This window comes from Pseudomonas sp. TREG-RG-20F-10-E-6-01, from assembly GCF_022662455.1.
GTDB lineage: Bacteria > Pseudomonadota > Gammaproteobacteria > Pseudomonadales > Pseudomonadaceae > Aquipseudomonas.
In genome coordinates, this window is record NZ_JAKNQP010000021.1 from 59,277 (window position 1) to 72,397 (window position 13,121).

The following is a 13,121-nucleotide window of genomic DNA, read 5'->3' on the forward strand; positions in this document are numbered from 1 at the left end:
ATTATCGATCCTGTAGGTGACTGAGCCGCACGCGTTCGACTTCGGGGACTAACGCTGCGTATTCGCCTCGTTGAATATGAGCATTGACCTTGTGCTCACGAGGAAGGGCCTGGACACAAAGTTTGCCGTTGTCGTCAAAACGTTGATGGATGGCTAACTGAAAGCTTGAGCTCAAGAGTTCGTTCGCATTGGCTTCGCCGGCGGCCTTGGCCATCGAAGCCATGCGCTCCAGCCCGGCCGGGATGCTTTTTGCATGGACCGTGGCGAATACCAGGTGACCGTCACCAGATAAGCGAAACAACTCCGCGGCCATTTTCGCGGTGAGGACTTCGCCAAACCCAAGGATCGAAGCGTCTTTGGCTGGGAAGCAGCGCAGCGCAGCGCGCACGCCTTTTTTGTAGCCCCCAAACTCCGACACGTCGATCTGCTCGCAATAGCCTTTGCCATGGGGTCCTTCCAATAGATCCTCGGGCGGATCCTCCAGCGTTAGCGCGTACCCACCCATCAAGTGCAGTCGAGCGATGATCGTTGCGCCGAAGGTCACCGTTTTGCCTGCGCCAGTGTGCCCAAAGATCAGCACCAGACCTCCGGTCTCGCGCATCTTAGAACTCAGAAGTTGCTGCTGAACCCATTTGGGCAGTCCCAACGAGTCCAGCGGCGGGCATTGATCGCGCAACTGACGGAGTGCGTAACGTCCCTCCCGCATTCGCTGAATACGCCACCGAGTTCCGCCCGGCATGACAATCTTTTTACGACCAGGATTCTGCTTAATCCCTTCGACCAGCTGCTCTACCATTGGTAGGTATTCGGGGAGAGTGGGCTGTTGGCCAGGGAAGATGATGGTACTGCCCTGCCCATCAATGGACAGATGCACATCAGTGATCACGGGCATTGACATGGCTGAGCACTCACTTAACTTCAGGCACGGCCAAACGTGAAGACGATAGTGTTGGCATTACTCGAGTTGCACTGTGTGCCGACGGAGGTCAAATCCATTTCACTAACGCCGGTCTTCACCGTGGCGCCGTTGACCGCGACACTCAGATATTGATCGGTGTTCAATGCGGTGCTGATCTTCAAGCACTCACGGCTGGGAATATTATTTAGTGTGGCCTGAGCCTGCGTACCGTTAGAGGCAGGTGCAAAAGTAACAGTGCCCCATTGCGTGATCAGGTTACCGGTGGGTACTCCAGCAGACAGCTCCGTGATGCCTCCTTCGATCCATCGGTTTTGAGCCACCTGCGCGGTTGAAATGCCAGAGAAGGACGTGCGGTTTTGATAGGCCGTCTGAATCGCCGGCACCGCGGCGTTGAAAGCATCTGTGATCTTGCCTGCCCTGAAGTTGGCGAACAGCGGAACAAGTACCGCATAGCCAACTGCGGCCACCATCACAGCGATAACCAGGCCAATAGCCATTTGAGGCAGGTCCAACACCCCGCGTTGCTTTTTCATACGCTCGCCCAGGGGCTTGCGTAAACCATCTATTTGTCCTTCAGGATCAAGTCGCATTGATTGTTTATCGATTGGGACAGCCTGTCCGTTAGTGTCGATAACATCAAAATTGTGCGGATCAGTTGGGAATTTCATATGCAGCTCCTAAAGGGAGTGGAATTGAAGGTTTGATATCAACGGCACAGCGCAACCCACGTTGATTTTCCATGGATCAGCTGAAGATTTCAGAGGTGGACTCAGACGCAGTTAACGGATCGTCTGGACGTAGGTTTCGAGAGACTGGTTGAACTCGAAGTTGGCTAGCACGATCAGGCCCATAAGTGCACCGACCGACAGCATTGCTATAAAGCCGCTGAGCATTGCCTGCTGCTCCGCGCGTTGAACCTGCTTATCTCCTTGGTCGGAAGCCATGAGTAGCAGCGCCTCAGTAAAGTCGGTGCGCTCGGCGTAGTCCTCGATGCGATCCATCATGTGCAGCGGGAACAAGCCAGTGTTCAACGCAGGGGCAGGCTGGTCGGGCGTTTTTTTCAACCGGTTCAGCATTTTCCCTAAATGCTCACCCAACCACGGACCAGCGAATTGACGCATACGCTCCAAGGCTTCTTTGGGGCCGTGGTTATTGGATTGCAGCAAGATGGCCAACGACACCATGAAGATATTGGCTTGACGCTCTCGATATGTGCGCCACGGTAGCAATGGCACTCGGTCGATCCAGGATCGCATTACACCGCTCCAGTTGGCCCGACTCCAGGCAATCAGCCAGAAAAACGCCGCCAGGACCATGCACAGGAAAACACCGCCATCAACCAACCCTTGGGACAAGCTATAAAGCCAGCGGCTGAGTGACGGCCACTTCTCCAGCGGTAACACCTGCAGGTTTTGCGGGGCAATGACCAACGCATAAGCCAGGAAAAAGCCTGCAAGTGTGATCACGGTCAGCACTGGCGAAACCAGCGACATGAAGTAAGCCGACTGGATTTTGGCCGACAACCGTAGTGACCTCGCTAGATACTGCATGGCCTGTTCCAGTCGCCCATCTTCCTCGGCGGCTGTCAGCACCATCACCTCGTAATCTGGCACCGTATGCTGCAGGGCATGGGCAAATGACATGCGCTTCATTTTGTGCTGCCAGTGGTCATACAAAGCAGCCCATATACTTCGCCGCTTGCGTGCTCTTAGGGCCATTTTGGCAAGGCGTTCGGGCCCACCCATGTTGTGCCGCAGCGCAGAGGCATAGTCCTCGTAGAACTCACGCCGATTGTCGCCGAAGGTATTGAACATCCAGCGGGCCAGTGTGTAGCGCATGTTCACAACGACACCTCGACCAGTTCATATACCTCCAACGGTTCGAACTCGCGCTCCAGGTCCCGAGGGTCAATGCGCCCTTGTGAGATTTTGTATAGCGCATGCTCGTAGGCTGTTTTGCCGGTCATGTCTGGATCATCGAAAGCACTCACCCGACTCTCTCGCCAGTAGACTTCTGCCTGCTCGTCCTTACTATCGGCGATAAAATTACGGATCACTTTGTCGGGCGCCACGATCTCCGCGACTACTGTAGAGCCGGTGATACCTCGGCCCTTACAATGCTCGCAGCCGCTCTCCGCCGAGCAATAGATTTTCGAAATATCGAGACCAAATTTTTCCTGCAGCTGCTGCAGCTTTTCATCCGGCAGCACTTCAGTGGCGGGCACCTTGCAGTGATCGCAAAGCACGGGCAACAACCGCTGGAAGGCGAGCGCTGAAAAAAACTGCCGATCGGCAAGCACGTTTCTGTCAAGACCCAGCCGATTCAAACGCAATATCGCGCCGAATGCCGAAAAGATATGCAGCGTGGTGTACAGCTTGTGCCCGGTCATTACGAAGTCGGCAACGATCGAGGCAGTGGACGCATCACGGGTTTCACCGACCATGATTTCATCCGGGTCGCCGCGCAGAATGTCTAGCAACGTACCGTTGAGCGCCTTAATACTGTCGATTTGGTCCTCGTGGTCATCTTTCTGAACAGAAATCTGTGACAAATCGTAGATCTTGTATTCGACCGGGTCCTCAACGGAGTATCTCTTGCGTTGTTTACGGTTTGGGTCCGCCTCCATGCAGATTTTAAGGGATGTCGATTTGCCGGACCCTGTTGGACCGAGAAAGGCAATCAGGCCGATCGCGCGGGAGACACAAAGCTTCAGCAACTTTATTTGAGAAACCTCATAGCCAGAATCTTCAAACGTTTTGTTGCGCTCATTCAGCGTTTCAACTGCAAGGATCCGGATGACCATGTCCCAGCCGTCTACCAACCTGATGTACTTGTAACGCAGTTTGTAGTCGGTGGCTTTAAACCGCATTTTGACCATGCAGCTCATCGACTTGTTTTCCAGCGAGAAGGTGTTATGGCTGCGGGTTTTGGGCTCGGACATGTGCGTAAACAAATAACCGGCCATTTGTTTGCACTCCTCTACACCATACTGGCGATTGGGGAAAATGCGGCTGTGTACGCGGAACAGAGCCATACCGGTCTTCTCTCGGCAACACAGGTGGATATCCGTGGCATCGTCGTCGATTGCCGCATGAATTAGCTCCTCGACAAGAGACTTCGCATCACTTGATTTGTCGTCATCCCCATTGCCGTTTATCGCTTTGTTGAGGTCAGTAATCACAGCCACGGGCGCGATGCGTTCGAAAGCAATGGCGTAGCTTGCGGTGATCAGTTTCTGACGGGTATCGACATGTAAGGGCTTACCCAAGGATTGTTCAGACACCAGCACCACCGCTTCGCGGTTACCCAAATCGCCAACAACGATGTGCGACAAATCATTGCCAGTAACTTGAAAGTCCGATGAGAGGACCCTACGCAAGGTTGGAACATCGGCTTTGATTTTAACCCTTGCCGCTTTTCGCAAACTGCCAACCATCTGATCGATGGACTGCTGGGTGTCACCAGGGGCAGAGTTTTTGCGGCCACGACTCAAGAATCCACGGCCAGGTGCCGGGGTCGATGTAGTGTTCATAGATGCTCCGCAGGTTAGCGCATCAAAGGCGCCGTGATCGCTGGTGTGATGGGGTTGACTGGTGCAAATGGTTTTGCGACCGATGCTGCGCCGGCAGCTGATTGGCTACCTTCGCCGCCCAGAAAGTTCAGCATGATGGTTTTGCGCCGGTTGACACGGCCGCGCTCGTCGAGCTGAACCATGTTGATCATGTACTGCTGAATACTTTCCAGCTTCCAGCCGTCGACCTTCGAAATAAACGGCTCTTGCATGGAAACCGGCACCCGACGGCCCTTGTAGCTGACCTCTGCGACCTCCTTGCCCTTGAGGCCCCATATGGCTTCGACCACCGGCTCTGTCTCGCTGACCTCCTGCTTAACGCTTGCCAGCGGATTGGCGCCGGCACTGGTCGCGCCCAGGCCCTGATCCTTATTCTTACGGATCGCCGCATCCATTTCGGAATCCAGCAGCTGCGCTTGTTTCTGCAGTAACCGGCCGATGGTGTCCGTATCGTTTTGCAGCTTTTTTGGTGCGTCATCTGCAAAGGCCAGGCCCGATAGGGCGACCACGCAAAAAGCCGCAATAGCCGAAAGTACTGCGTTAGGGATTTGCATACGCTTTACCTTTGAATTCAAACGTCAGAGGGGTGCTCAGCTTGAAAGTCACGCTGACCACGTCGCAATTATCAGGAAGGCGCTGCGCCAGGTCCTCCAGCAGCACCGCCGAACCTGAGGCAGTAAAATCACCCGCTTTGGGCACCCACTGCTCTTCTGGGCTGTTCAGCGCTGCGTTGCCCGCGACCCGCTGCCACGACGCCGGCACTGAAATAGTGAGCCCCACGTTTTTTGTGATCTGGGCCAGATTACCTAGGGCCTGGCGTACCTGATCGACCGGCGGCAGTCCGTTTGCTTCACGAGGCACATAACTCGGCAGTTGCACCGGAATGGGCTGAATGATTTTCTCGATATCGCTATCAAACACCGGAGCCGGCCATTGCTCAGGCTTCGCCTTTAGATAACCTGCCCAGGTGGCAAAGGCCTGGGCCTTAAAGGTCAACGTGCAGGAATCTTTGGCACACTCCAACTCGCTGAGCCTCCACCCCTCAATCGAACGCTTGAGGTCTCGGGTGGTGTCCAGGTAGGCCGCCACCGCGATATGGGCCGGCACCGTGCTACTTAACGCCGCCGAGACCGCGCTTTTCAGCTCCTGTTTGCGTTGTTCAATGGCTTTTTGCCGTATCAATGCAGCGTCACGCCGCGCAGCTTCTTGAGCCTGAAAATCCACAACCCAGTACACACACCCAGCTGTCAGGACCCCTGCAACAAGCAGAATGGGCACGATGGGCAATGTGGTATGGCGGCTGAAATTCGCTTTGGCAACGTCGCGTTTTTTGATGGAGTGGCTGAGGATACTGACCGAAAATTGCCGAATATCGAGGTCATAATTGAGCTCGTAAAGCTTTTCGGACTGATCGGTGTAAACCGGATGCGGTTGACCTGAATAGCCGTTGAGGTAATCACGCAACGCCGCTATTACTTCATTGAGCGTGCCGACCAGAACCAATTGTTTAACGGGTAGTCCATCAGCGACGGCAAGCAACCAATATTGCAGTTCATTCTGGTCACCGGTCAGCGCAACCAGAACGACAAACGTGTCTTCATTCAAGGCAGTCTGTACCAAAGGTGCAGCGGCCACAGGCCTTTTACGGCTCTGTTGCTTTGACAGCAGCGCGACACTTGACCGCTCCTCGCGGTTGTCACCCTTGAAGGTCCAGACGTATTCCCAAGCCACGTCTGCGCCAAACCCCAGGTGCCTGACCTCATTACGCTTGCTCTCGAAGCCGTTCAGCGACAACCAGTCCAGCCCTGCAATCACCTGCCCGAAACCGGGAACCTCGATGAGGGCCAACATCAGTTAACGCCTTCGATGATCTGCGGCGTCAGCAGGATCAGCACTGCGCGCTGCGTAGTTGAAGTCGATACGCCTCCGCCCAACGTGGGCGACAACGTTGTATCGAACGACTTGTCAGTGGACTGTTGTTGCGTGTTGGTCTCCCCTACGAGCACCGCTGTTTCGCCATTTTGGATGCTGGTGTAGATCTGGTACTGATTGGCTGAAGATTGAGGGTATTGAAGCGTGACGCCGTTGCTCACAAACTTCTGCACCTCACCTCGAATCGAGGCATCCATCGAGAACTGCACAATCACAGATCCATTGGGCTGGATCGAACAACGCATGTTGATGAACGTGCCAGTGGTCATTTGACCCGCCTGGACACCTGGCACCACGGTAGACCCGCCGTTTAAGTTGTTACTCGACGCTGCAGAGGATTGAGCGGGATAGATAAAGTTCTGAGTATCGGCCTTCGAAATGGGCCGATTGTTCAACATCGGATAAGTAACGTCTTTGCGAACGTTGACCTTGCCTACAGTGGCCAGTGCCTGCAGAAAAGCTGAGGTCTTGGAGCTGTCACCGTTACGAATAACGCCAATCTGGCCAAAACCCGAGGAACTCTCTGACTGGGATGGAGGCGAAAAGATATTGACGTTCCATTTGCGGGTTGCATCGTTGATCAGCCAAGCCCAGTTCACACCGGTGTCATTACCTGTATTGGCGGTCAGATCAATGACCTGCATACGCATACGAATTTGACGACTTACCGATTTGTTCTCAGCGCTTATCAGCTCGTCGACTTGCTCCTGGACTTCACGCGTATCGGTAACCGTAACCACTCCCGAGGCCGAAATGGACAATTTGCCAATGCGGTTCGGCGTTAGTGCACTTTGAATTGCAGTTCTCAGTGTGCTGACTACATCCACGCTCGCTTGCATCTTGGCCGATACATCCGCGGAAGATGAAACGCTACCCGCCTGAGTGATATTGCTACCGTTACCGCCGCCGCCATTGCCGTTACTGGAGCCTGTTGTGGCCGTTTTGGCGATGGTGCTGGTAACGTCATTTGTATCTGTGATCGTGGCGATTTGGTAAGTACGGGTCACCAAACGCGAAATCAGGATGACGCCATCCTTATAGTCCCACCCAACCCCGAATTTCGATGAAATCTGGTCAAGCAACTCGGTCAAGTTCCCGCCATAGGGGTTGGCCTGGTCCAAGATGAAGGTGCGTGGCGCATTGTACATTTGAGGCGACGTAGCCATGGTGTTATATCCACCCACCCCGGACAGCATTGAGAGGCTAGGCACTGTCTGGCCAATTGGCCCACTCATGGGGATGCTGGCACTCGATGGTAAAGTGACGCCGTTGGCTGCAGCTACAGACCCACCCGCTGCGCCTTGAGCTGACGAAAGTCCGCTGGCACCACTCATGCTCTGCGCGGCAAACACTTCCAGCGGAATCATGGCGTCAGGGCTCACTCGCACTGATAGCCCTACGATTTTGCTGATCCGATCTGCAATGACCGGCAATCCAGGACGATCTGGAAATTCAAAACGAATAGGTTGAGTGAAAACAGCTGGCAGTTCGGCTTCTCTGGCAACCTTGACCGTTTTGGAGCCCAGCCAGACGCTATCGATTTCGCGCACTGCTGCGCCGCGCACAAGATCTTCCTGACGCATGCGTTCGAGGCTGGATTGAACATTTTGATTGCCTTTGGCATTTGCGTTGCGAATGCTATCGCGTTCGGCATAGGTGCCGCATCCGGCCGATACCAATGCAACGGCCACGGCAATGCCTCGCAGCAGGTACGAAGTCATGTAATTACCCCAGAGAAAATATTATTGAGCGCGGTGTCCGGACTCGGTCACGCGCAACACCCGGTTGCCCGAGTAGAGAACAGCGGAAAGGGTTACATCGGCGGCAGACAAAGATTGAAACAGACGCTTTACAACAGAGCGAAAGTCGCCCTCGAAAGTCGCGGAAGCGTTGATCGGCACGTCCACCGCCGCATCCCATACCAGCTGCCAACCGGCCTTTTTTGCCCACTTGGCCAGCGCGCGGCGCAGCGTGACGTCGGAGGTATTCAGTATCCACTGCTCGGGAATAGGCTTAAGCGGCGGCGCGATCTTAGCCACCACAACGGGTGGCACGATAGCAGCAGGAATGATTTTGGCCGGTGCAACGGTTGTAACCGTTTTCACAGGTACAACAGAAGACGAAGAAGCAGACGACACCTGAGTATTAGCAACAGATGCGGACTTCGAAGCCTCGGCTACCACTTGGGCAGCTGGACCCGGTCTGCCGTGAGATTGAACGACTTCAGCGACCTTCGTTACAGGCGCCGATGTTGGTTGTACCAGGATTGGTGCTACCTCAGATTTCGGAAGCGCAGGACCAGGTAGGTTGATTGCCGGCTTTAATACAGTGGCGCCGGCCTCTTTAACTGGGCCAGAAGCAGTAACAGCTGGGACAGCCTGAGGTGGCGGCGATTGGGCTGCGACCGGCCTTGGCGCAGCGTACTGACGCGAGGGTGTCACAGGAGACTGACTGAATTCTTCCCACTCGCCGGTGGGTACAGACAGCATCGGCGCAGTGCCGCACCCTGAAATCAAAGCAGCACAAAAAACCGCATTGGCGGTGAGCATGGCATTCATAAAATTACCTGTAGCGAACGTGACAGGGTCTAGGAGAAACCTAGCCTTGTATCTGGGGGTGGGATTTACATTTAATTACTCGGCATTTCTACCAAATGGTTTCGGTGTAAGCGCAATCGGATGCGCTAATGATTGAGGCTACAAGCGCGGCAATGTCATTTATCAGCTGCTTGGCTGATCCATAAGAGATGGCTGGAGACGGCTGACATTCGAAATGATCGCAAGGCTATCGCTAGCAGCAGGAGGTTCCGCATGTGGAGCCTCGCGTCGTCGCCGATAAGAACATTTTTAGGCTGATGGTGACTGTTTGGAGCTTCTTGGAGCTTCCTTGATAGGCCTCGCAGGAAGACGATCAAGTGAAGCCCTGCCCTCGAAAGGGCTAGAGCTAAACAGTAATAAATCCGACCGCGACCCTGTCCGTCAGAAAACTTGTTTGGGGCTTTACGCTGCGCACCCTAGGTCAGTTGCCAACCCTCTGGATCATTCAGGCCGATCCATCGCTGCCTTGCTTCCAGCCGATGTCTATTCGGCAGACGCGCCTTGAAGCAGGCGCAGTAAATAATTTGCGCTATTTGCAGAATATGAGGCAGTATGACATCACAATTTTCTGCGTCAACCACAGAAATTAAGGCGTGACGAATGGCGGCTTCTCATGGAGACCGAACGAATGTGAAAAGCACAGAAGCTGAAGCGCCCTAATTTTTACGACTTCACAAGAATTAGGGGCTTTTGGGGAGGTTGGCCTGAGATATCAGGTGGCAAAACGATGGGTGTTTACGAAATTATAAGCCAGACATCTTGGCATCGACTACTCGTCCCAAGAACTTGCAGTTCCCATCAATTTCAATGGTTCTGTATTTATCGTTCAAAGGGCGCAGATAACTGTATCCAGCATCTTCAACATATTGCTTAAAGGTTTTATCGCCTGAATCTAACATCTCAACGACATAGTATTTGCCGTTTATTATTTCGGCATCAGGTCTCACAAGAATGTAAGAACCTTCAGGAAAGCTCGGATTGCCCACACAAGTCATTGAGTGACCGCTGACCGTGAGCCAATAAGCCTCGAGGCCTGCATTTTCTGTTGACTCGATCATTCGGTGTGACTCTCCGATTCGCCCTGGAGACTCCGACGCCTCACCTGCCTCAACCCAGCTTATCAATGGGTATGACCTAGGCGGTCTTACAGGCTGCAGCGTCATTTCCACATTAGCTGTTTCAATATCTTTAGGATTTGTTAATTGAACATCAGTCAGCTTGATGTCCAGATAAGCGAGGATTTGCCTGAGCTTGGCCGGGGTGGTGTTTTGCTGGCCTCTTTCGAGCCGAGAAAGGTTACCAGTATCGGATCCAACCTCGTTCGCGAGCTGCTCTAAAGAGAGCCTCTTTGCTTTTCGTGCTTGCCGAATGATCTGTCCTATATCCATGACGCAGATTTTCCTAATGCAATGCGCATATCGCAAAGCGCCAAACGCAGATCAATGTTAAAATTTTTCTGCTCTAATCGCAGAACTGTTATTTTTTGGTAGGATTTTCATGAGCCCGCTCAGAAAGGCACGGATAGACAGTAGATGGACGCTGGAAGAGGTTTGCGCCAAAGCATCCGCTATATGCGATCTGAAGCTAGACACTGGCAATTTATCGAGGGTAGAACGTGGCGAGCAGCGGACTTCTGCAGCTATGGCAGAATGCCTCAGCAAGATCTTTGAAGGTCGTATTGACGAAATACATATCCTTTATCCGGAGAGGTTCTAACCTTCCTTCCTCAGGACACATACAACCCGTCCAAGGCCCAGCGGTCGTGCCAGAACTCCAGGGCTTCGTGTAGGTGGTACCGGTCGGCGTTACTGTCACGCGAGGTCATGATCGACCACCGCTTTAGATCCACCCAACGCTATAGCTCGGCCGATAAAGGCGTCGAACTCAGCCAGGGTCAGCACCCTGAAATGCATATACACATACAGCCAAGCGGCCAGGCGTAACGCACAGGTCAGGTCCTGGCGGGCCACTTCGTACATCCGGTCAAACAACCTTTCGTTTTGACAATCAGCAGACTCCTTCAATACCTCCGGCTTTAGTGCGGCGGCGAGGTCTTCGGCCAGCGTGGTCACCTCAGGGGATAGTGTGCGCAAGGTAGCCAGGCGCTGTTCAAAGTACCGCGTGACGGGTAACGGCATGGGCCATTCCTTTTTTCGTGTGAGGGGGTGCTGGTGTACCAGTGTAGGGGGTTCTGGTTTCCGCCGGCACAAAAAAAGCCCCCCACACCTGGCTTGGGTGTGGGGGCCTTTTTGACATAAGCGGCGTTATTGGTAGTGCAGCGGGATCACGCCCCGGTGACGTGCTTACCCATCTTGAAGCCTTCCAGCGGGTTTTTCTTCACCTTCGGCTGGCCGAGGTAAAACAGCGTGCATGGCGTGTTGTCACCGGTCCAGCCGGGCACGATAGCCAGCAGCTCGGCTCCCGCCTCGATCAGCTCGTTGGCTTCAATCACGTTACTCACTTCCTTGATTTCACCCATATGGGCAAAGCTCATAGACACTCCTTAACAGTCAGTTGGTACGTCAGTTTAGCGCCCTCGATCATGGGGGCGGGGGTTCCTTTCTGTTCAGTTCACGTCAGGGTGATTCAGTTCAGCGCTTAGCTGCTCCTCCACGCCCCACTGGTAAGCCGCGTTAGCCTGCTCGGCTGGTCGGCCAGCTGGGCATCATCGATCACGCCCTGGGCGTGCAACGCGCCGGCCAGCTCATCCAGGGCGAACTGATGCGCCTCCGGGGATTTGACCAGGGCGGCCTTGTTGTCGTACAGATCCTGCCAATCAGCCCGTGTTAGAGTTTGCTTTTGACTTTTCATCGTTACCTCCGAAATTGCTGGACATCATTTGCGCGGAAATAAACGTCGCTTGTCAGCAAAACGACCTCGCAAAAACGCGCTGGTACGCTTTTCTACAGTCAGGCAATGCCAGGCATAGGGTTCTCTTTACGTGCAGCTCATTCAGGCGCCTGAAGGGCTCAAAGCGCTCTCCTCTTTTAACCTATAACCTTAACGATCGATTACTGATCTTTTTGGTGGTTTAAATTCATCTGCAGGCGATCGTTCAGAATTGAAAAAGCTCGTCGGGCTGCATTGCGTACCGGTGTCGACGGACTGTCCAATCGCTGACCAAGCAGTTCAAGTGCCGAGTTCACGAAAAAGATAGGTGTTTTAATCACTCGACCTGGATACACCTGCTCTAGTACGTCAATGAATTTCTGCGCTGCCTCTTGGGCGTGTTTGTTTGTCGGCCATGCCGAAGGTAAGGCTACAGCATTGGGCATTGCAGCTAGGTCACGAGAGATAGTTTCCAGATCCTCCTCTGAACCACGAAATGGCAAAATGGTTAAATCCGCCTCTTCCGAGATAGCTTTGTCCAGCTCAGGACGGTTGCCCCCGCCGTCAATTATCAACCAACCGTTCTTCGTGCTTTTGCTTGCGGTGATGATTTTGGCCAGCTCATTACCGTCTCTACCATCCATGACTCCATAGGGCCGACCCTCTGACTTAAGAACCCGATGAGGGTCAGTCAAAACATAAGCGGCTGGTTGGCCCCGCAATATAGCCCCCAAACTCATCAGATGAGCAGTTGTAGTTTTCGTTGTGCCACCTTTCTGACCAGCAATAAAGATAAGGTGGCTCATGCTCCAGCTCCCTTTCCCAGTACTTCAAGCATGATTTCCTGGACCGAAACGGTGCGGCCTTCCTTCTTGCTACGCTCTGCTGCCATACCAATGTATTTTGCGTAAAGGGTGCGCTGAGGCCGTAAAGTCATCTGCATAGTTCCCGCTTTAACCTTCTGTTTCCCAACGGGTTTCTCAACCTCTTTAGCTGTAGGGACCAGTGGAGCTGAGGCAGCCGCAGTGAGAGAAGCGGCTAAATCTGTTAGACCTTTTGCTGGTTTCATTTCTTAACCTCATAAAGTTATAAAGCCATGAATTCATGCACCTTAAAATCTATGCAGTTATGAAGTCATAGCGCTCTAGCACTACGACACTATAGCTTTGTAAATCTACAACCTCAAGAGGTCATGAATCTAAAACCTCATAACTTTTTGAGGTTGTGAGGTTGTGAGGTTGTGAGGTTGTGAGGTTGTGAGGTTGTGAGGTTG

At 53.4% G+C, this 13,121-nt stretch carries 14 protein-coding genes; all 14 read right to left on the minus strand.

Going from position 1 to position 13,121, the window contains the following annotated elements; genetic code table 11:
- Nucleotide 1 precedes the first annotated feature (1 nt).
- Nucleotides 2-898 (minus strand): ATPase, T2SS/T4P/T4SS family, encoded by an 897-nt coding sequence (locus tag L8K08_RS29475; protein WP_242201899.1) that lies wholly within the window; start codon nucleotides 896-898, stop codon nucleotides 2-4.
- 20 nt (nucleotides 899-918) lie between these two features.
- Nucleotides 919-1,587 (minus strand): type 4 pilus major pilin, encoded by a 669-nt coding sequence (locus tag L8K08_RS29480; protein WP_242201901.1) that lies wholly within the window; start codon nucleotides 1,585-1,587, stop codon nucleotides 919-921.
- A 111-nt stretch (nucleotides 1,588-1,698) separates the two neighbouring features.
- A complete protein-coding gene (locus L8K08_RS29485) occupies nucleotides 1,699-2,757 on the minus strand; it encodes a type II secretion system F family protein (RefSeq protein ID WP_242201923.1) in 1,059 nt (352 codons plus the stop codon).
- Nucleotides 2,758-2,759: 2 nt separating this feature from the next.
- Entirely contained in the window at nucleotides 2,760-4,451 is a 1,692-nt protein-coding gene (locus L8K08_RS29490; RefSeq protein ID WP_242201903.1) for an ATPase, T2SS/T4P/T4SS family, read from the minus strand.
- Between the two features lie 14 nt (nucleotides 4,452-4,465).
- The gene (locus L8K08_RS29495) at nucleotides 4,466-5,044 is read right to left on the minus strand and encodes a hypothetical protein (protein WP_242201905.1); all 579 of its coding nucleotides are present in this window, start codon (nucleotides 5,042-5,044) and stop codon (nucleotides 4,466-4,468) included.
- Nucleotides 5,031-6,341 (minus strand): type 4b pilus protein PilO2, encoded by a 1,311-nt coding sequence (gene pilO2 / locus L8K08_RS29500; protein ID WP_242201907.1) that lies wholly within the window; start codon nucleotides 6,339-6,341, stop codon nucleotides 5,031-5,033. Before pilO2 ends, L8K08_RS29495 begins: the two co-directional genes overlap by 14 nt.
- Complete coding sequence (locus tag L8K08_RS29505; protein WP_242201908.1) at nucleotides 6,341-8,143, minus strand: hypothetical protein; 1,803 nt, start codon at nucleotides 8,141-8,143, stop codon at nucleotides 6,341-6,343. The genes pilO2 and L8K08_RS29505 overlap by 1 nt, the downstream gene beginning before the upstream one ends.
- A gap of 21 nt (nucleotides 8,144-8,164) precedes the next feature.
- On the minus strand, nucleotides 8,165-8,980 hold the full coding sequence (locus L8K08_RS29510; RefSeq protein ID WP_242201910.1) for a toxin co-regulated pilus biosynthesis Q family protein: 816 nt from the start codon (nucleotides 8,978-8,980) through the stop codon (nucleotides 8,165-8,167).
- A 782-nt stretch (nucleotides 8,981-9,762) separates the two neighbouring features.
- Entirely contained in the window at nucleotides 9,763-10,407 is a 645-nt protein-coding gene (locus L8K08_RS29515; protein ID WP_242201912.1) for an XRE family transcriptional regulator, read from the minus strand.
- 423 nt (nucleotides 10,408-10,830) lie between these two features.
- Nucleotides 10,831-11,157 carry a hypothetical protein gene (locus tag L8K08_RS29520; RefSeq protein ID WP_242201914.1) on the minus strand — a complete coding sequence of 109 codons (327 nt, stop codon included), beginning with the start codon at nucleotides 11,155-11,157 and terminating at the stop codon, nucleotides 10,831-10,833.
- 146 nt (nucleotides 11,158-11,303) lie between these two features.
- On the minus strand, nucleotides 11,304-11,513 hold the full coding sequence (locus tag L8K08_RS29525; protein WP_242201915.1) for a hypothetical protein: 210 nt from the start codon (nucleotides 11,511-11,513) through the stop codon (nucleotides 11,304-11,306).
- 104 nt (nucleotides 11,514-11,617) lie between these two features.
- A complete protein-coding gene (locus L8K08_RS29530) occupies nucleotides 11,618-11,830 on the minus strand; it encodes a hypothetical protein (protein ID WP_242201917.1) in 213 nt (70 codons plus the stop codon).
- 200 nt (nucleotides 11,831-12,030) lie between these two features.
- Nucleotides 12,031-12,654: a hypothetical protein gene (locus L8K08_RS29535; RefSeq protein WP_242201918.1), complete on the minus strand. Its 624-nt coding sequence runs from the start codon at nucleotides 12,652-12,654 to the stop codon at nucleotides 12,031-12,033.
- Nucleotides 12,651-12,917: a hypothetical protein gene (locus tag L8K08_RS29540; protein ID WP_242201919.1), complete on the minus strand. Its 267-nt coding sequence runs from the start codon at nucleotides 12,915-12,917 to the stop codon at nucleotides 12,651-12,653. The genes L8K08_RS29535 and L8K08_RS29540 overlap by 4 nt, the downstream gene beginning before the upstream one ends.
- Between the last annotated feature and the right edge of the window lie 204 nt (nucleotides 12,918-13,121).

Excerpts from the sequence above, each read along its gene's own strand:
- L8K08_RS29510 (WP_242201910.1), bottom strand. The coding sequence starts at position 8,980 with ATGAATGCCATGCTCACCGCCAATGCGGTTTTTTGTGCTGCTTTGATT.
- L8K08_RS29490 (WP_242201903.1), bottom strand. The coding sequence starts at position 4,451 with ATGAACACTACATCGACCCCGGCACCTGGCCGTGGATTCTTGAGTCGT.
- pilO2 (WP_242201907.1), bottom strand. The coding sequence starts at position 6,341 with ATGTTGGCCCTCATCGAGGTTCCCGGTTTCGGGCAGGTGATTGCAGGG.
- L8K08_RS29540 (WP_242201919.1), bottom strand. The coding sequence starts at position 12,917 with ATGAAACCAGCAAAAGGTCTAACAGATTTAGCCGCTTCTCTCACTGCG.
- L8K08_RS29515 (WP_242201912.1), bottom strand. The coding sequence starts at position 10,407 with ATGGATATAGGACAGATCATTCGGCAAGCACGAAAAGCAAAGAGGCTC.
- L8K08_RS29485 (WP_242201923.1), bottom strand. The coding sequence starts at position 2,757 with ATGCGCTACACACTGGCCCGCTGGATGTTCAATACCTTCGGCGACAAT.
- L8K08_RS29480 (WP_242201901.1), bottom strand. The coding sequence starts at position 1,587 with ATGAAATTCCCAACTGATCCGCACAATTTTGATGTTATCGACACTAAC.
- L8K08_RS29505 (WP_242201908.1), bottom strand. The coding sequence starts at position 8,143 with ATGACTTCGTACCTGCTGCGAGGCATTGCCGTGGCCGTTGCATTGGTA.
- L8K08_RS29475 (WP_242201899.1), bottom strand. The coding sequence starts at position 898 with ATGTCAATGCCCGTGATCACTGATGTGCATCTGTCCATTGATGGGCAG.
- L8K08_RS29525 (WP_242201915.1), bottom strand. The coding sequence starts at position 11,513 with ATGAGCTTTGCCCATATGGGTGAAATCAAGGAAGTGAGTAACGTGATT.
- L8K08_RS29535 (WP_242201918.1), bottom strand. The coding sequence starts at position 12,654 with ATGAGCCACCTTATCTTTATTGCTGGTCAGAAAGGTGGCACAACGAAA.
- L8K08_RS29495 (WP_242201905.1), bottom strand. The coding sequence starts at position 5,044 with ATGCAAATCCCTAACGCAGTACTTTCGGCTATTGCGGCTTTTTGCGTG.
- L8K08_RS29520 (WP_242201914.1), bottom strand. The coding sequence starts at position 11,157 with ATGCCGTTACCCGTCACGCGGTACTTTGAACAGCGCCTGGCTACCTTG.
- L8K08_RS29530 (WP_242201917.1), bottom strand. The coding sequence starts at position 11,830 with ATGAAAAGTCAAAAGCAAACTCTAACACGGGCTGATTGGCAGGATCTG.